An 18931-nucleotide genomic window follows, 5' to 3' on the forward strand; every position below is an offset into this window, starting at 1 on the left:
TGCGAAAAAGATTAAATAAATTGACGCAAGCCGATCACGTCAGTTAGATTTTACGAAGGTCTACAATCGAATGAGATTGTGATCGCCATCGATGTTATAGAGCGATCGGCATCATGTTAATACGCATTTGTCACCTAATCCGTCATTAATGTCTTTGCGCTGGGAAAAAAATCGTCACAACTTACCTGGAGATATCCGCACATTTGTTTTTGATGATTTTATTCACCCACTAGACAGCATTAATGTGGCAACGAATGTGACAGAAAACGACGTACACCTAGTGACTCAATTTGATGCGAACCAGTTGGCACGTTTAGATGTTCAATGGCAAAAAGATCATACTATTTTCCATGCTTCAATGAATCGTATTTTTGGTGTGACGAAAGAGAAGGTCAGTGCAAATTATCGCAATACGTCTTACGAATTCGATTCTTTTGTTTCTGGTACAAAGTGGGAAGGTGGTAATGAGCAGCGTATTTACTTGCCCGATTGGACGCCAATGTTAACGTCGAAAGGCTTTACGGGCATGATAGAGCATTGGATCTCTGTTATTGAACAGGGTAAGCAAGATAGCTATTTAATCGATAGAAACTTAAAGACCCATTATCTGTGTGAGCATATCTGCCAGAAGATTGAAGCGATGAAGCAGTAATTATTTGAAATAATGAGTTATGTTGTTAAAAACGCTTTCATTTTTTTGAAGGCTTTTTTTGCAATAGACAGCACAAAGCGTGACACTTACAGCATTGTTGCATAATAACTCGGGGCAAATCACACTAAACGTGAATAATTCAGTATTATAGAGCACTTCACATTTTGGTTGTTGGTAAGGCGTAGGGTTAAAGGGATGGGTAATTGTCGATATAGTCTGTATTCGCATGATGGTGAAAGTATCTCGCTCATTAATAGCTATGATATTTGGGCTGATGTTGTATTAAATGCTGCTGGGCTGAATTTCCCTTCTGTGAAGGACGATATATATATTGTTGATCACTATGCGCTTGAAGGTGATGATGATGTGTTTGTTGTTAAGCCTTCGCAAAGTATAAAAAGTACTGGTCATAGACGCCAATGCTATCTTGATGATTTATATTTAACGCCGATTAACTTGCTTGAAATAGGGGAATTAGCGGAAGTATTGCCTATTCCAGAAAGCAACCTTGTTTTAGCATCTTTAGGTGATGCGAAGCCTGTTTTAGATGAACTGTTGCATCAAGGTGAAGATAAGCAGTTAAATGCACAATTTTGCGATATGGCGGCTATGCGTTATTCACCGATAACCCGCTTTTTAGAACCCAACAATGATGTTTGTTTACAGTTGTATTTAAAGGGTCGCATAGTTGCTATTGCAAGTTTTAGTCGTTATGTTGAAGATCACCGATTCCCGTTCTCAAAGCATGAAATTAGTTATGAACTTGCCTTGCATACTGTGTTTGTTAAGCCAGAATATCGAAATATTGGTTTAGCAACATCACTGAGCAAAGCGATTATTGCGATAGCAAAACACGATATGAAAAAGGTTCAAAAAGTGCTGAGTGTTGGTAACTTGAGGCTAAGCCCATGGTTTTCTGCCATTGCTTTAAGTGCTGGTGGAGAAGCGATTTGCGATCAAATAAGTGAAGCATTTGTCGAGGCTAACGAAGATGTATTCGATGAGTTAGAGGAAAAAGGGCTCAAAGTTACTTACCAAGAGCCGGTTATTTGTGTTGAAAGCCTCGTTTAGTTGTTATATTTAGTTCGCGCTTAAATAACGATATACCCTGATTGGTATCGTAAGCCATTTTCACGGTCATGGGCTAATAGAACTGGCCCATCTAAATCAACGATTTCAGCGCGGGCTGCAATTGGCAATGCGGCTTCCATCGCAAGTGATGTTCCCAGCATACAACCCATCATAATAGTGAACCCCATTTCAATAGCCTTGGATTCTAGCGTTAGGGCTTCAGTTAACCCGCCTGTTTTATCTAGTTTGATATTGATCATTTCATAGCAGCCAACCAACAATGCTAAATCTTGGCTAGTATGACAACTTTCATCAGCACACAGTGGTACTGGGTGAGGAATACCGAGTAGTTTGTTATCTTCACCTTTAGCGACCGGTTGCTCGATCATGGCAATATTTAATTCGGCTAGTTGGCTGAAAATAACCTTAAGATCTAACTCTCCCCATGCCTCATTCGCATCTAAAATGATTTTAGTATCAGGTGCTATGCCCTGAATCGCTGCGCGTATTGCTTTAACACGCTCAATGATTTGTTCACTGTCTAGTTTCACTTTGAGTAATTTGGCACCTAATTCACAATACTCTCTCGCTTGGTCTGCCATGATTTCAGGTGTATCAATTGATACTGTCATTGCTGTGATAATATTCGCTTTAATATCAAAGCTTTGTATCGGGAAGTCTATGCCTTTTTGCTGTTGTTCTAAGCGCCACAGTGCACAATCAATGGCATTACGAGCAGCACCGGCTGATAACAACTGCGGTAGGGATTGATGTAAGTTAAATTGATGTTCAGCATAACTGGCAACGTGCTTTATTTGTTCGATAACGGATTCAACCGTTTCACCATATCGTGCGTAAGGCGTACATTCACCTTCTGTGGTAATGCCTTCGTGTTCAATAGTGACTTTTACCACATCAACATGGGTACGTGACCCTCGAGAAATAGTAAATGAACGCGCGAGAGGGAACTGTTCGTGAACCACTGTAATTTTCATCATGTATTGTCCGTTTATATATACTGTCCGTTTAAATTAAATGCAGTTTATCGGCAATGCTAGACACACCAAAACGTACAGGGTCTGTTACTGGTAAACGGTATTCAGATGACCATTGGTGGCATAATTCAAGAGCTTCTTGTTCAGAGATAGCAGATGTGTTTAAACAAATTCCAACCCATTGTGCGCTTGGGTTAGTGAGTTTTGCTGCTTGAAGGTTAGCATTTAAAACATCATGAATAGCTGGAATTGGCATATGAGGTAAATGGCGAATATGTTGGCGACCAACTTCATGGCACAACACTAACGCATCAGCCTGAGCACCGTGTAATAACCCTAAGCTAACCCCTGCATATGAAGGATTAAATAATGATCCTTGTCCTTCTATCACATCCCACTCGTGGTCATAGAAAGCAGGACTAATTCGTTCTACCGAGCCTGAAATAAAATCGGCAACCACCGCATCAATTGAAATACCTGAGCCCGTTATTAAGATCCCTGTTTGTCCTGTTGCACAAAACTTAGCTTTTATTCCTTGTTGATTCATTTCTTTTTCAAGGGCTAACGTGGTGTACATTTTCCCCACAGAACAATCTGTACCTACAGCCAATAAACGCTTTCCTTCTCGTGGTATACCATTACCTACATCTAGGCTTTCATCATAATGGCGAACATCAAACAGTTGGCATTGATGCTTTTTAGCAAGCTCTTTTAATGACGGAAAATCTGTTAAACGTTGATGCATGCCCGAAGCAATATTAAAGCCTAGTTTAAGTGCTTCTTCTAGGGTATTTACCCAAGAGGCAGGAATGTATCCGCCAGCATTTGCAGTACCAATCATTAAGGTTTTAGCACCACGTGCTTTTGCTTCTTGTAATGACAGATCATCTAAGCCAAGCGTGACGGTTTCATTCGTAAGGCGAATTTGCCCGACACAAACATCAGGACGCCATTGATAAATGCCTTGCGCCGTTTTAGCTGAAAGTGGGTCGGTAACGTCGCCTAGAAATAATAGATATGGCTGAGGGATCTGCATTATACATCCTTGAATTAGTGAGTTTGATCGGTAGGATCAAAACATCGCCTTAGGCGAGGGATGTAACAACAGTAATATTAATGCTTTAAGTTGCCGAATACTTATATGGTAAAAGGGTATAACGTCGCGTTATAGGTGAAGAGTTAAGTTAACCCGACAGGACACAATTTTTTAGTGTTATACCGCGTTTATATTGGCTTGATGATGTTTGATCGTAACTGAGAAACAAATTGCTGAGCCGTTATATTCAATGGGCTGTGATCTGCAAATAAGATGGAAACAGAAAAAGAAATATCCGTTTCAAGTTTGAATTGTTTAAGTTTCCCTTCGTATAATGTCGCTGTCCAAGGGTCGACAATCGCGATGCCAGCGCCCTGTAATACGAGTTCTGCTGCCGCGCTATAGGTTCTGACAACAATTTGAGGCTGATAGGTAGGGTCAATTTGATGAATAGCGTGATTAAGGGCATAACCTAAAGGGTCTCGTGAATCTAGCCCGATAATTTTTGGTGACGGTGTCACGCTGTTAAGTAACAGTTTTGACAAGCTAACGGTGTTTGACTGTAAGGATTTTAATGTCGTTGCATCATTAGGATGACAGACCAAAATCATGTTATCTGATAAAAGGTGCTCGCTGGTAATCGCTGGTGGTGTGCTATTACCAAAGCAAATGGCTAAATCTAACTGGTTTTGAATTAAACTTTGGCATAGGCCATCACGGTTATCTGTGGCAAGTTCAATTGATAGACTAGTATCTTGGCATACGTTTGCAATTGTTGGCGTTAGTAATGAAGTGGCAAGAATCGGTGTTGCGCCAATACGAAGGTGCTGGCTGCCTTTTTTTATCTTATTGGTGAGTGAGTGCAAATTACCGAGCTGTTGATAGATTTTTTCAGTTTCAGGCTGTAACTGTCGGGCTTCTTCTGTTGCCACCAACCGCCCTTTAATTCGTTGAAAAAGAGCAAAACCGAGCTGATGTTCTGTGTGAGAAAGAATACGCGTAACGTTAGGCTGCGAAACATGAAGCATGCGCGCCGCACCAGATACAGAGCCTGATTTCATGATGGCGTAGAAAACTTCAATTTGTCGTAAATTCAACGTTGAGTCCTTTCTGTATTCGATACAACCTGTATTTGGTATAACAATACTATCTGAATTAGATTATGACATATAAAGAAAAAGCCTGTAAAAACAGGCTTTAGTATTCTTTATTTGTTTAAATGAAATAGGCTTTTAAGCAGTAACATTTAAAAATCGATCTTTACGCTCGTTAAAACGGTTAACCAACTCATCAATTTCGTTTTGGCAATATGGCTTCAAGCCACTCATCACCATACGCTTACGGCCTGTACCAACCACTTCGCCATTTTCTTTGAAACAGAACATCAGGGTAACGCTACCACGCTTACCTTCAACGGTAATTTCAGAATCCGTTAGCTCTACTGTGGGTGCCGAGAAATCAAGGCGCGTGAAATCAAGTTCCATGCTTTCATAGATAACCAATGGGCGGGTAGGGTTAATCATGATTTGTTTTGATTCCATTAGCGGAACCATGATGTGCGGAAAGTTCATGCCAGAAAATTGTACATAGTTTTTCGTTACTTGACCAATAAGCTCTTGATCGTTTGTAGTTTCACCTTCTCGGGTGATATGCAGGTATTCCTTACCTTTTTCATCAATCAATGACATATCTGTATCAGACTTGGTATCAATACTTAATGCGATGCCATCATTAATCATGCCTGCAAATTCAAAACGCATTTTTTGGCTTAAACCCACTTTTGCAAGTACCACTGAAAAAAGTAGATCGCCTGGTACACAAAAACGCTTGTTATCTTCATCGTGAATAGGGTTGAAATCACCGGCAATAATTTTTGCGAAGTGGCTTGCTTGCTCACGAGTAAAAGAGAATTCACCGTTTTGTTCTGAATAATACGAGTCTAAAAACATGCTTAACTTTTTAATACCTAAGTGATTAACTGCATCCCATTCTACATGAGAAAACAGTTTAAATGGTCTAGCCAGATGTTCTGTTTAGAAAACAAACAGCCTGTTATACCTAAGAGTATGACAGAAAGTGAAGTATATTTACGCGTTGATAATCATTCTTTGTCATATCTATCAATAAATTTGAGGTAGAAGCGTTTATTTCATAAATAAAATAATAACTTACGACATTTTTAGAGCTTGTGGCCTAGATAGATATCTGAAAATTTTTTATATTGAAAAATATCAACCAAGCTAGAAGGGAAGAAGAGTAGCTTTGGAAGATCATCGAGTTTTACCCATTCGTAGCCAATTTGCGCAGGGTCCATATTATGAGCATCATAAGCAAAAACAGGGTTAATACCTTCTACAAATATTTCTACTTGGTGGAAATGTTCGGGAAGGTAGGGGGTTGGTTGACGATCTGATATTAAATCTCGTATGCACAGTACTTTCCCCATTTCAGCTTGTAAGCCGACTTCTTCTTTTATTTCGCGGTGAAAAGCATCTTCTAATGTTTCGCCATGCTCAACGCCACCACCAGGGGTTATATACCAAAAGCCGCGATCATCGTGATGTTTACACAACAATATTTTATCATCTTTATAAAATACAGCGCGTATTGAAAGTCGTGGTGACATAAGTTCCCTGTCTATTTATGGGTTAAGGTTGACCGATATCTAAAACTAATGAGAATATAACCTTGATATATGTAAGGACAAGTGAGTTTTACAGTGCATCTACTAGCATAGTTATGTATTATTTGCGGCGCAAACATAATAAAAACAGGTTAATACCGAATTTTAGGCTAGGGTTGCTTTATCTGAGAACGATATAAAAATAGTGCAAATAATACTTCGAGTGCAGTTTTGTACATTGAAGAGCAGCACACAACATCAACTTCTAACGTGTAGAAGACTCAGGAAAAATAAAGCAGCACGGAAGCTGCAAACAAAAAAAGCACCAGTATTCGAGGATACGTCCTCGAATACTGAGTGCTAATAATGTACCAGTTAATACTGAGTATGCGTTTGCAGCTTTTTTAAATTCGACTTTTCAGCGGAATCACACGTACAGTATCACCCACTTCAGCATTTGCCTGCTCGGGCAGTACTTCCACTAAGCAATTTGCTTCACTCATCGAACGTAAAATACCTGAACCTTGTTGCCCAGTTGATTTAACGGTTAAGCGCCCATTTGCATCAAAGCCAAAAATGCCTCGCGTATATTCAGTACGATCAGGGCGAGAGCGGAAACGTTCTGCTGCGATTGCATTTAATACTTCTGGCTGCCAGTTCTTAATACCCTGAAGTTTACGAATCGCAGGTTCAACAAACTGAAGGAAAACAACCATGACTGCAACAGGATTACCAGGCAGACCAAAGAAAGGGGTATCTGTTATTTGGCCAAATGCCAGTGGACGCCCCGGACGCATGTTGATTCGCCAGAAATTAATTTGCCCAAGTTTGTCTAATACTGTCTTAATGTAGTCAGCATCGCCCACGGATACACCACCTGATGATAAAATCAGATCTGCTTGCTCGCTGGCTTTTACTAATGTTGCTTCTAGCGATGCTTCACTGTCTTCAATAATGCCTAGGTCAATAACTTCACAACCTGCTTGCGTTAGCATGGCATGCAATGTGTAGCGATTGGAGTCGTAAATGCAATTTGTTTTTTGTGCTTCGCCTGGGTGTTGAACTTCATCACCTGTCGAGAAGATGGCAACACGAACAGGCGCGTTAATTTTGACACTATCAATACCTAAAGAGGCGAGCATACCTAATTCTGGCGCTTCAATTTTTGTGCCTGCCGCGATAGCCGTTTGCCCTAGCGCAAGATCTTCACCGGCTTGACGTACATTTTGACCTGCATATATTGCCGACATATTCAGGTTAAACGTGACAATGTCACCACTCTGTTCTGCTTGCTCACGCATCACGACAGTATCTGCACACTCGGGTACGGGTGCTCCGGTCATTATGCGAACAGCTTGGCCTTTCTCTAATGGGGTATCATAGCTATGCCCAGCCATCACCTGCGCGACAACGTTATAGTTATCGCGTTCTAAATCATCGCCACGAATAGCGTAACCATCCATTGCAGAGTTTGTGTGTTGTGGAACATTTACTGGAGATAAAATGTCGCGTGAGACAATTTGACCCAATGCGGATTTTAGGTCGACTTTTTGTGTGTTCTGTAACGCCTCAATTTGGCTGAGAATGCGTTCTCGTCCTTCATCGACAGACAACATACCACTCGGTGTTAAATCGCCACACAATAAGCCTTGTTTGTTTTCTTGCGTGCTTGCTTTAAATTCGTTGTTATCTTTAGCAAATGCAACGACAAAATCAGTGAGCTTTTCAAGGTTGTTTATATCAAGTCTAGGCAGCGTTGTATCGGCATCAACATTAGCAGCAACTGCAATAATATTGCTGTCATCAGGATGTAACCAAGGTTTGCCTACTTCTTCACGATGTAATTCAATTTTTGGGAAGCTGAGCTTTTTAAAGCCTTCGACCAAAATAAGATCCAGTTGAGTCTGGTCTAATTGAGCAATGAGATAGGGAAGGGACGCTTCTTCTTCCGGAGTCTCTGTTACCAGAGCGCGACGATAGCGCGATGAAATTAACATCTGGCTTGCACCTGCTTTACGCAAACGGTAGCTGTCTTTACCTTCTTGGTCGATGTCAAAGTTGTGGTGAGCATGTTTAATGACTGCAACACGAATACCGCGCTCAACCAATTTAGGCAGCATCGCTTCTAAAAGGGTTGTTTTGCCTGTTCCGCTATAAGCCGCGAAGCCTAACAATGGCAGAGAAGCGTTAAATTGACTCATAATGTCTGTCCAAATTGTTGTAGTTCTTCGGGCGTATTTAAATTCACAAAAGCGTTGGGCTGATCGCTAAAATCGACGGTGATCATGTTGCACTGGCGGTAAAGTAAAATGATTTTTCTATCGCCATTGGCTAGAAATGCTTCTAGCTTCGGTAAGATACGACGGTGAAGTAGAGTAACAACGGGCTGAATGTGCTCGCCATCATGCGCGACTGCAATGTCTGTGTCTTCTGAGCAGGCATTGGCCATTCGTTCGACTAAGTCGTGAGGTAGTTGAGGGCAATCGCAGGGTACAAAACCAATCCACTCATCATCTAAGTGGTGAATGGCTGCATGAATACCACCTAAAGGACCAGGATAGTCTTGAATATTATCGCCAAACACAGAACTATATTGTGCATAACGTTCTTGATTACGGTTTGCGTTAATCGTTATCGATGAAGTTTGTGGAGAGAGAGTACCGATAACGTGCTCGATCATTGCTTTGCCGGTTAATTCAACCAGACCTTTATCATTGCCGCCCATACGGCTGGCTTGTCCACCCGCTAAAATTACCCAACTTGTTTGTTCAGCCGAAGGCATAATCATCCTTATCTTTGTCTTTTGTGACGAGCTGTAAATCTGCTCGTTCTATTAGTTTGGTATTACTGATAGTCCATTGACGGCGACAAAGTGCAGTGAGTGCATTTTGTTGGTGACTCGTGATAACCAATGTTGAACCACGCTCCAGCAAATCTTTTGCCAGAATAACTTGTCGCTCGATCGATTCTTTATCAAGACTAGCACTGGATTCGTCCATCAAGAGTACACTGGGTTTTAATACCCATGCGCGTGCCATTGCGACGCGTTGTCTTTCACCGCCGGATAACACCGAAATGTGTTCATCAGCCAAGGTTTCTAACCCTACCATACGTAAGGCATTTATAGCTTCACTTCGTCGTGTTTGGCGGTCTTTAATGGCGAACTTTAAACCATAACAGACGTTTTCAAATACTGAACCGTCAAACATGTAAGGTGTTTGGTGCATATAAATAATGCCACCTTTGGTATTACCTTTAAAAAGACGGTAGAGCCAAGATTGATTTTGAAGGTTCACTTTACCCGTTGTGGGTTTTTGTAACCCAGATAAAATTTTCAATAGTGTGGTTTTTCCTACACCATTGTCACCAGTCAGATAGATTGCATCGCTAGGACCAAGCGTGAGTTGAGGGATATGAAAAAGCAAACGATCTTTAAATCGCATCGAAAGATCATGTGCTTGAATTGAAATTTGTGACATCACCTGTTCCTCAACTTAATTGGTACGCAAGTGGGCTTTCCCACGAGCAACAGATAAAAAGAAGTTTAGACCTAATGCGAGAATCAGTAATACCATTCCTAAGGCAACGCCTTGGGCAAATGCACCTTTTGAGCTTTCAAGGGCAATCGCTGTGGGAATATTACGGGTCGAATTTAAAATGTTGCCACCGACCATCATTGAACAACCGACTTCGGTAATGATGCGACTAAAGGCTGCGATAACTGCGGCAAGTAGTGGAAAGCGAGATTCCCACATCAAACTCATCAATGCGCGCGGCAGGCTAGCACCCAGAGTTAACGCTGTTTCCCATGCCCGGCGGTCACTATTTTGAAAAGCAGCGTGCATCATAGAAACAAGAATGGGAAAACAGATCATCATTTGACCGATGATCATTGCTTGCTGCGTAAATAGCATTTTCCAGTCACCCATAGGACCAGAACGCGATAGCGTCATATACAGTAATAAACCAATCACCACAGTAGGAACGGATTGGAATGTATTAAATAGAGATAAGATCAGCCAACGCCCAGGGAATTTACCATAGGCGAGGGCAAAACCAATCACTAAAGCGGGTATCAGCACAATGCTAATAGCCAGCAAAGAAACGGAAAATGAAACGCCAACAATGCCCCATAGTGCCATGTCGCCACTAAAGAGAAGTTGAACTGCTTGTTGGGTCGTTTGCCAAATATCCATTATATTTACGTTTTTTCCGTTTCGATGTGTTTAGTGATAGATGATTTTTATTGAACAACAGCATTAGCAACAAACAGCTGTTCACCATGGCGCTGATAGCTATTGATCATAGCTTGCGCTTTAGGGTTAACTAACCAGTCACTGAATGCTTTAGCACCTTGGTAGTTGATGTCTGGGTAACGGCTTGGGTTAACCAGAATAACTTGGTAAGGGTTAAAGAGACGTTTGTCACCTTGAACTAAGATTTTTAGATCCAGTTTATTTTCGTAAGCTAACCAAGTACCACGGTCGGTTAATGTGTAAGCTTGCAGTTCAGATGCCATGTTCAATGTTGGCCCCATGCCTTGTCCTACTGCTTTGTAACCACCGAAATTAGGCTCAATTTTTGCTTGTTCCCACAAACCCAATTCTTTTTTGTTTGTACCTGAATCATCACCACGTGAAATGAAGGTAGCGTTGTAAGACGCGATGTCTGTAATTGCTTTGACAACATCTTTATCAGTATCGATTTTGGCTGGATCAGCTTTTGGTCCGACTAAAACAAAATCGTTATACATTAGTTTACGCGGAAGTACACCAAAACCATCATCCACAAATTTTGCTTCAGATTTAGGTGCGTGAGTCATCACTAAATCAACATCACCATTTTGTCCCATACGCAGCGATTTACCGGTACCTGCAGCTAAAACGTCAACGGTATAACCCGTATCTTTTTTAAATTCAGGCAGTAGGTAATCTAACAAACCAGAGTGATAAGTACTGGTTGTTGTCGCAAGGCGGATTTTCATATTCTCTTGCGAATTATCCAGTGAACTGTCTTGCGCATAAACGCCTGCTGTTGAAGCAAGGGCTAAAGTCACAATCGACGTTTGAATAAATGTCATTGTTTTTACAGTCATAAGTCTTCCTGACGAAATAAGTTACATTATTTATAATGTATAAAATTAATAATACGCATGCATTTAGGTGCTTAAAAAACAGCACTCATTAACAACTTACAAGCAAATCAGATGCCAAGTTGTCATTGTGTTGGACAATAACGCTTTTTTGGTATTTAACTTAATGATTTAAAACAATAAATAATTAAATAGTCAGGTGTCATGTAATAAATATATGAAACAGCTTTGACTTTGTTGACCTCGATGAGACAAAATGTCGCAACTATTAAATCATTGCTGTTGTTTATTTTATGTCTGAATTTGCTTCTTCTCTCTCTTGGGCTGCCGTCTCTGTACTAGTTGTTGATGATGAACCGGGTATGCGTGCTATTTTAAAAAAAGCATTAAGTAAAAAATTTGCTCAAGTCGATACCGCTGGAAGTATTGAAGAAGCAGAAGAACTCCGTAAACGCTGTCATTTTGATTTATTAATTGTAGATATTAATTTACCCGGACGCTCAGGCATTGAGTGGCACGAGGCTTTGGACCCATCAACCCGCCGCAGTGACGTGATCTTCATGACGGGGTATGCCGATTTAGATACTGCGATTAAAGCGTTACGTGCCGGAGCCTCTGATTTTATTTTGAAGCCATTCAATTTAGAACAAATGATGCAATCCGTTAGCCGTTGTATTGAACGCCGCCTAGTAGAACGGCAGAATTTTGCTCTTCAGCGTGATGTTGAACGTACATTCCCCGTCGATATTATTGGTGACGCGGTAAAAACCCAGCAGATGAAGAAATTGATCGCACAGGTTGCTCCCTCTATTGCAGCTGTTCTCGTCGAAGGTGAATCGGGTACGGGTAAAGAATTAGTAGCACGTGCACTACATCAATTAAGTCAACGAACGGGTCCTTTTGTGCCGCTAAACTGTGGTGCAATAGCCCCTGACTTATTAGAAAGTGAGTTGTTTGGCCATGTTTCAGGGGCTTTTACTGGCGCTAAGAAAGGGCGAGAAGGCTTATTCCGTGTGGCGAATGGGGGAACGCTTTTCCTTGATGAAATTGGTGAAATGCCCCTTTCAATGCAATCGTCTTTATTACGCGCCTTAGAGCAAAAAGCGATTCGACCTGTAGGTGCAGAGCGTGAGGTGCAAGTCGATGTAAGGATCATCGCGGCCACCAACCGAAATTTGAAAGAGGAAGTAGACGAAGGGCGTTTCCGTCGTGATTTATATTACCGATTAAACGTATTGACGGTCGATTTACCCGCCTTGCGGGATAGAGTGGAAGATATTCCTTCTCTGACCCATCATTTTACCCAGCAGCTAGCCAAAGATTTAGGCATGAAGACCATTAACTGGACGCATGAAGATATTAAAGCCATGCAAGCATATGATTGGCCAGGTAATATTCGAGAACTTCGTAATATGATGGAACGGTGTATTTTACTGGGTAAGCCACCAGCGGAATACTGGCGAGATCTTCAAGGTGATACCAATCCTCTGCCAAGATCCGTAAATGCGGCGTCTGATGTTATCGGTGATGAAATAATCAATAACGTAAGCAATGATTGTCGATGCTCCTCAATTTATGACTCAGAAGGTGACCAATTTTGTTACCCAACCAATTGGACATTAAAAGAGGTTGAAAAGGCGCATATTATGCAGGTTGTTGATTCGCATGAAGGGAATAAATCAGCCGCTGCTCGTCAGCTTGGTGTTGCGCGTAAGACATTGGAACGTAAATATAAAGAATGGATTGACGAAGAAGTCTTATGAAATTAAAACACATAGTGCTGAAGTGGGTACGTCGTTTTAGGACGATGGTGCGCTATCGTTTATTGGTGCTTACATCTGTACCCATAATCATTACATTGCTTGCTTTGATTGCACTGACTATGTATTGGACAGTGACGTATACATGGCAAAATGCATTGATGAATGTAAGAGCCGATCTCGCTGTCGCGCACCATAGTATGGAGTTACTGCAAAAAGAACAACGAATGCGCCTAATGTCGTTGTCATCGTCTTATGATTTTCAGACATTATTACGAACCGATGAAGCGAAGTTAAGTGATTGGGTAAGTACTCAAACGTCAAATTATGAGTTGGATTTTGTTGTACTTCATCCCGCTTCTGCATTAAGTGAATTTTCAAAAGTAAATCGCCGATTATTACTGAAGGGCAAAGAGCAAACGTTCTTTCAAGTCTTGGATGGGCAAGCATTAGAAAACCTTAACCCCAATCTTCCTGTAAATGCAGAAATACCCTTAATCAAAGAAAGAGAGTTTGAATCAAGAGGCTTAATTAGCCGTAGTCTCATTCCAATTTTTAATGAAAAAAATCAACTTCAATGGATTGTTGATGGCGGCATACTTTTAAATAACAGTACCTTACTTGTCGATCGCATCCGTGATTTGGTTTACGCCGCAGATACATTACCTTTGGGAAGTATTGGCACGGTCACGCTATTCATGGATGATCTTCGTGTTAGTACGAATGTTCCGCTTGATAGTGAAGCGCGTTTCGGGCGTGCGATTGGTACACGTGTATCTGATGAAGTTAAGCGACAAGTACTCATTGCGGGCGAGAATTGGGTAGGGCGGGCGTTTGTTTACGATGACTGGTACGTTTCTTCTTACGAGCCACTGCATGACCATGATGGTAACGTGATAGGTATGCTGTATACGGGGTATCTTGAGTGGCCGTTATTAAAAACATTTTTGACCAATATTATTGAGTTAGGTATTGGTATTGTGATTGTTCTATTACTCTCTGGTGTGATTGTTTATCGTGGATCGCGTGATTTATTTCTGCCAATAGAAAGAATTCATAACGTAGTCAAAGCGGTACAGATTGGACTTGATCGCCGTATTGGTTCCTTAGATCTGTTTAAAAATCACGAGTTACAGATTCTTGGCCAACAGTTTGATTCAATGCTTGATCAGCTTCATCAGCGTAATGAAGACATTAAAAAAGCCTCTCTTGAACTCGAAGACAAAGTGCAAATTCGAACCCGTAGCTTGCATGAAAAAACAGAAGAGCTAGAACAACATATTAAATTGTTGAATCAGGCGAAAATTAAGCTGGTGGCAAGTGAAAAACTGGCAGCCCTCGGTGAATTAACGGCGGGAATAGCGCATGAAATCAATAACCCGACAGCGGTTATTTTAGGCAACGTTGAATTGTTACAACTGGAACTCGGTGATGATACTCAGCGCGTTAAAGAAGAGTTAGATGCGATACATGAGCAAATAGACCGGATCCGAAATATTACTCGAAGCCTTTTGCAGTACAGCCGTCAAGGTGGTGTACAAGATGAAATTACGTGGCACCATGTAAACCTCATTGTTGAAGAAAGCTTAACTTTAGTACGTTCTGGAACCAAGTCTTATGATGTGAAGGTTGAAGCTCAGCTAGATGCCAAGTGTTGTATTGAAGCGAATCGACACCAATTATTACAAGTATTAATTAATCTACAAATGAATGGCGTTCATGCAATGGACGACAAAGGCTTATTGAAAGTCAAAACAGAAGATTGGATTGATCAGAGTGGAAAAGTACTAGGGGCTGTGGTGCGTGTTACCGATCATGGCTGCGGTATCAGTAAAGAAAATCTTAAGAGAATCTTTAATCCATTTTTTACTACGCGTAGAAGTGGAACAGGGCTAGGGCTGTCTGTTAGCCAAGGTATTATTAGCGAAATTGGCGGTGAAATTGAAGTGCAATCTGAATTAGGTAAAGGTTCAACTTTTTCTATATATTTACGAGAGAAAGCGACATCGAATAATGAGTTAATGTTAGATGTTGAAGCTTATTAATAAGAGTATTTAATTAGAATATTACGATGAGAATGTCATTCTACAATCTGGTTAATGATTAAGTTAAAGCAGAATTGTAAGCTGACATACTACATCGTTAGAATTTCATTTTTTTGTACTATTTTTTACAGTGTAGCGATTAAGACTGATGGCTTACATCATGCTTAAACCGAGAACCATAAATGCAGTTGCAATAAGTGAAATTCGAGAGATAAGACCTAGGTTAGTTGGAACAATCATTTCTTGATGCTGCATAGACACTCCTTAATGTTACAGTATTATGATGAAACGATTAAATTTCATCTTGAATTCATTATAGGGTAAAACATCATCATATTGTTGCTTACAAAGTAAGGTTCATAAAAAATTCTTATTTCTGTTCGTAAAATGCACAACAATTTCTTCACAATACAATAATGATGCTATAACGGAGTGTGTTTCTGTTCTTATTGTTTTTTTATTTGTTATATTTCAGTGTGTTACTTTTTATTTGTGAGCCTTTTATAGCTTTGGCGTTTTTTTTAGATCAACCGCTAGAATATGACTGTAATCATCGAGTGTACTCTAGGGCGTGTTGATGTTTTCAGCCTTCACAGGCTAGAATTTGAAACGTCAACACGCCCTAGATTGTTCTAGATCTACTTTTCTTCAGTTAATACGACATGTCATTGTTTACCTCATACACTAATAGTAAGTGTAGGTACTTAGAGGTAGCACGCATGGTTGATTTTACCGAACGAATGCGCTTGAAGGGTAAAGCAGAAGAAGATATGTACTTTGCTGCGCTCAACAAAAAATTAATTGAAGCACTACATGAAAAACAAGCCAAAGACTTAGACCATAAATATTTCAAGTCAGAAGATTCAGTAAGCAAGTAAAACTGAATAATGGCTTACGATCCTCTGAGTATGCTGTAATACAGCAATAAGCAGAGGATAAGGTTTTGCGTTTATAATAATCAACAGGTGCTATTTTTTATTCACAACCACACTCAGCAAAAACAATGTGACAACAGGGAAAATAGAAGCAAGCAACATCCAGCTCCAGCCTTGAGTAAATAACACCATACCAGCCCCTAGAGAGCCGGTTGCTTGAAAGGCGGTGATGGAAAAATCATTAACAGCTTGTACTTTGAAGCGTTCATTCGTTTGATATGTTTTAGGTAATAATGTTGTGCCACTAATAAACAAGAAATTCCAACCTATACCCAACAACACCAATGCCCACCAATAACTATGCACACTCTGACCCAGCAATCCTGCAACAATGCAGGCAATCATTGCGATACATCCCACATAGATCAGTCGGTAAATGCCAAGATATTTAATCAATAGTGGGGTAATGAGTGACGGTAAATACATCGCCATAACATGACTTTGAATAACCCATTTAGCACTTTGAATATCATGACCATGGTGCTGCATTGCTAAGGGGGTTGCTGTCATCAAAAATGCCATCACAGCGTAAGCCGTTAAACCTGAACCAATAGCAAGCCACAGTAAAGGTTGCTTTAATATTTCAGATAAAGGACGAGCTATTCCATCAGTATCGCTGCTTTCCTTTATAATAATGGGCTTCATTGCAATAAATAAAATCATTGCGCCAATGCATTCGATAATAGCCAATGCATTGTAAGCGTTGGCATATTCGGATATATGAAGTGGAATGAGTTGCCCTATGTTAAGTAACTCTGGCCCCACGATTGCAGCTGCTATGCCCCCAACCAGTACAATACTAATGACAGTAGGGTGTTGACTCGCATTGTTACAGCTTTCTATGGCAGCAAAACGGTATTGCCCAACATAAGACAATTGAGTGCCAAGAAGGAAAGTACATAACGTAAATCCCCAAAAGGATTCATGTTCTATTGCAAACCCCGCAGCAAAAGCCACACAACTACTGATAACGGCGGCAGTAATAAAAGCATTTTTTCGACCAAAGGTATGTTGAATTTTAGCCGCTGGAAAAATATTTAAGGAAACACCAATGATGAGCGCAGTAACAGGAAGTGTGGAGAGTTCAGGGTTAGGATGTAATTTTGCCCCAACAAGACCACCAAGAAACACATTGAGTGCCCCAACAGATAATACAAAGGGTTGAACCAAAGCAAGCAGCCATGCGTTCCAAGGTAAAGATTTCATGTAGAACCGAAAAATAAAAAGCAAAGTGCTAAGTTACAGCTCATGTAACACTTATGCAACGTAGCGATTGGCTTTAGAGTAAACTATACCCCTAAGGCTGTTTTTTCATAGTAAGTAAATTATTCTTTTGTAAATGTGTCTGCCTATAATTAACTCAAATAAGATATATAGGTTTTACAATATGAAACTTTTTGTGCTTTTTATAGGGATGTTGCTTCAAGGTCTTGCTGTCTATATCGCTTTTTTTAGTGGAGTAGGTGGAAGTAATGTTTATATAGCGACTATTATCTCAATTATTTCACTTTGTACTCTAATGGCCATTAGAAGTTTAATTGCCCCTGTCTGTACATTTATGGGGATTTTAATTGGTTTATCACTATCCCATAATCAGGCCGATTTAAGTGTGTTGGCTAAATTGGAACAAGCAGTGAACGTTGCTTTTGAAGACGTCGATTTGAGTGTGAAAGGGCTGAATTACAGCGATGTTAATGGACAGAAATCAGTGAAGATTCAAAATATTGTAGAGTCTTATACTGAACAAAACAGTCTTGTTACTGTAGTAGAAACAAAGAATATACAGTAACTCTATAGTCAGGTTCTACTTATTCGGACTATAGAGTTAAAGTGTATTTCAAGAGTGTCATTCATGTTTAATCAATGAGCGGGATTAATAATCGCTGCCCTGCAATAATAAATGAATTTGACATCTCATTGGCTTGCTTAATCCTTGATACTGTCGTGTTGTTGTTATGTGCTAATTCACTTAACGACTCACCAATTTTTATTTTATGAATGAAATATTTGTGTCTAACATAAAGGCGACTGTCGATATTATTATAAAAAGCTTCAATATTATTTTTTGGTAATAGTACAATATTATCTCTATTTTTAAGTGTGTAGCCTGCGGTATACCCAGGGTTTAGCGCATAAAGTTGTTTACTTGATATATCAGCATGCTTCGCTATTTGTTTTAAACGAACACTATTGTTCACGATGACTTTTGTCACTGCTGGTGAGGCTGGTATCATCGCGAAATCGAGCTGATACTGGTATTCCTGTTTATGTTTTACGATATCAGCCATCGCAAGCAACTTCGGTACATATAAGCGTGTTTCTTTCGGTAATTCTAAATACCAAAAATCAGTTGAGATGCCTTTTTTCTTATTACTTTTAATGGCATTTCTGACTCGAGCTTCACCCGTGTTATAAGCGGCTATTGCATGTAGCCAGTTACCGTTAAACTTATCGTGTAAGTATTCAAGAAGATCTAACGCTGCATGGGTTGATGCAATCACATCACGACGGCCATCGTAACCTTGCCAATACTCCAATCCAAAAGACTTCCCTGTAGGGGCTGTGATTTGCCAAAGCCCTGATGCCCCCTTGTTTGTAAGCGTCTGGCCAAACACACCTTCATCTAATTTCTGATTTCAGTTATGTTATTTCCAAGTCACATAAAAGGAAATAACAATGAAAAGAACGCGCAACGAAACACAATGGCAGACTCTAATACAAA

At 40.3% G+C, this 18931-nt stretch carries 18 protein-coding genes; 6 read left to right on the forward strand and 12 right to left on the reverse strand.

Translation table 11 applies throughout. The features are described from left to right. Positions 1-148 precede the first annotated feature (148 nt). Together C9J12_RS28325 and C9J12_RS28330 are read left to right on the forward strand one after the other, a co-directional pair. Positions 149-652: a hypothetical protein gene (locus C9J12_RS28325; protein WP_227876498.1), complete on the forward strand. Its 504-nt coding sequence runs from the start codon at positions 149-151 to the stop codon at positions 650-652. Positions 653-847: 195 nt separating this feature from the next. Beyond that, positions 848-1723 carry a GNAT family N-acetyltransferase gene (locus C9J12_RS28330; RefSeq protein ID WP_107246471.1) on the forward strand — a complete coding sequence of 292 codons (876 nt, stop codon included), beginning with the start codon at positions 848-850 and terminating at the stop codon, positions 1721-1723. Positions 1724-1743: 20 nt separating this feature from the next. On the opposite strand, the gene dgcA is transcribed toward C9J12_RS28330, so the two are convergent. The 10 genes from dgcA to C9J12_RS28380 all read right to left on the reverse strand — a co-directional run bounded on the left by dgcA (position 1744) and on the right by C9J12_RS28380 (position 11472). Further along, a complete protein-coding gene (gene dgcA, locus C9J12_RS28335) occupies positions 1744-2718 on the reverse strand; it encodes an N-acetyl-D-Glu racemase DgcA (RefSeq protein WP_107246507.1) in 975 nt (324 codons plus the stop codon). A gap of 31 nt (positions 2719-2749) precedes the next feature. Continuing rightward, positions 2750-3754, reverse strand: coding sequence for an N-acetyltransferase DgcN (dgcN, locus tag C9J12_RS28340; RefSeq protein ID WP_107246474.1), 1005 nt, complete (start codon positions 3752-3754; stop codon positions 2750-2752). 188 nt (positions 3755-3942) lie between these two features. After that, on the reverse strand, positions 3943-4851 hold the full coding sequence (locus tag C9J12_RS28345) for a LysR family transcriptional regulator (protein WP_107246477.1): 909 nt from the start codon (positions 4849-4851) through the stop codon (positions 3943-3945). A 135-nt stretch (positions 4852-4986) separates the two neighbouring features. Beyond that, entirely contained in the window at positions 4987-5703 is a 717-nt protein-coding gene (locus tag C9J12_RS28350) for a DUF3581 domain-containing protein (RefSeq protein ID WP_107246479.1), read from the reverse strand. A 230-nt stretch (positions 5704-5933) separates the two neighbouring features. Next, the gene (locus C9J12_RS28355; RefSeq protein ID WP_107246482.1) at positions 5934-6380 is read right to left on the reverse strand and encodes an NUDIX domain-containing protein; all 447 of its coding nucleotides are present in this window, start codon (positions 6378-6380) and stop codon (positions 5934-5936) included. 401 nt (positions 6381-6781) lie between these two features. Further along, on the reverse strand, positions 6782-8578 hold the full coding sequence (locus tag C9J12_RS28360; protein ID WP_107246484.1) for a bifunctional molybdopterin-guanine dinucleotide biosynthesis adaptor protein MobB/molybdopterin molybdotransferase MoeA: 1797 nt from the start codon (positions 8576-8578) through the stop codon (positions 6782-6784). Next, positions 8575-9159 (reverse strand): molybdenum cofactor guanylyltransferase MobA, encoded by a 585-nt coding sequence (gene mobA / locus C9J12_RS28365; RefSeq protein WP_107246487.1) that lies wholly within the window; start codon positions 9157-9159, stop codon positions 8575-8577. Before mobA ends, C9J12_RS28360 begins: the two co-directional genes overlap by 4 nt. Continuing rightward, complete coding sequence (locus C9J12_RS28370) at positions 9146-9856, reverse strand: ABC transporter ATP-binding protein (protein ID WP_107246490.1); 711 nt, start codon at positions 9854-9856, stop codon at positions 9146-9148. Before C9J12_RS28370 ends, mobA begins: the two co-directional genes overlap by 14 nt. A gap of 15 nt (positions 9857-9871) precedes the next feature. Next, positions 9872-10573, reverse strand: a complete 702-nt coding sequence (locus tag C9J12_RS28375; RefSeq protein ID WP_011218598.1) for an ABC transporter permease — start codon at positions 10571-10573, stop codon at positions 9872-9874. A 47-nt stretch (positions 10574-10620) separates the two neighbouring features. Next, on the reverse strand, positions 10621-11472 hold the full coding sequence (locus C9J12_RS28380; RefSeq protein WP_107246493.1) for a substrate-binding domain-containing protein: 852 nt from the start codon (positions 11470-11472) through the stop codon (positions 10621-10623). Positions 11473-11762: 290 nt separating this feature from the next. On the opposite strand from C9J12_RS28380, the gene C9J12_RS28385 reads away from it, so the two are divergent. The 3 genes from C9J12_RS28385 (at position 11763) to C9J12_RS30890 (ending at position 16152) form a co-directional block, all read left to right on the forward strand. Next, positions 11763-13232, forward strand: coding sequence for a sigma-54-dependent transcriptional regulator (locus C9J12_RS28385; RefSeq protein WP_107246495.1), 1470 nt, complete (start codon positions 11763-11765; stop codon positions 13230-13232). Continuing rightward, the gene (locus C9J12_RS28390) at positions 13229-15274 is read left to right on the forward strand and encodes a sensor histidine kinase (RefSeq protein WP_107246498.1); all 2046 of its coding nucleotides are present in this window, start codon (positions 13229-13231) and stop codon (positions 15272-15274) included. The genes C9J12_RS28385 and C9J12_RS28390 overlap by 4 nt, the downstream gene beginning before the upstream one ends. 719 nt (positions 15275-15993) lie before the next feature. After that, the gene (locus C9J12_RS30890; RefSeq protein WP_170111908.1) at positions 15994-16152 is read left to right on the forward strand and encodes a hypothetical protein; all 159 of its coding nucleotides are present in this window, start codon (positions 15994-15996) and stop codon (positions 16150-16152) included. A 90-nt stretch (positions 16153-16242) separates the two neighbouring features. On the opposite strand, the gene C9J12_RS28395 is transcribed toward C9J12_RS30890, so the two are convergent. Next, positions 16243-17415 (reverse strand): MFS transporter, encoded by a 1173-nt coding sequence (locus C9J12_RS28395; RefSeq protein ID WP_107246501.1) that lies wholly within the window; start codon positions 17413-17415, stop codon positions 16243-16245. A gap of 181 nt (positions 17416-17596) precedes the next feature. On the opposite strand from C9J12_RS28395, the gene C9J12_RS28400 reads away from it, so the two are divergent. Next, a complete protein-coding gene (locus tag C9J12_RS28400) occupies positions 17597-17998 on the forward strand; it encodes a hypothetical protein (protein ID WP_107246504.1) in 402 nt (133 codons plus the stop codon). Between the two features lie 67 nt (positions 17999-18065). Here the strand turns inward: C9J12_RS28400 and C9J12_RS28405 are convergent, their stop codons facing one another. Then, positions 18066-18824, reverse strand: coding sequence for a transglycosylase SLT domain-containing protein (locus C9J12_RS28405; RefSeq protein WP_227876499.1), 759 nt, complete (start codon positions 18822-18824; stop codon positions 18066-18068). Positions 18825-18931 lie beyond the last annotated feature (107 nt).

Origin of the sequence: Photobacterium frigidiphilum (genome assembly GCF_003025615.1) — a bacterium.
Taxonomy (GTDB): Bacteria; Pseudomonadota; Gammaproteobacteria; order Enterobacterales; family Vibrionaceae; genus Photobacterium; species Photobacterium frigidiphilum.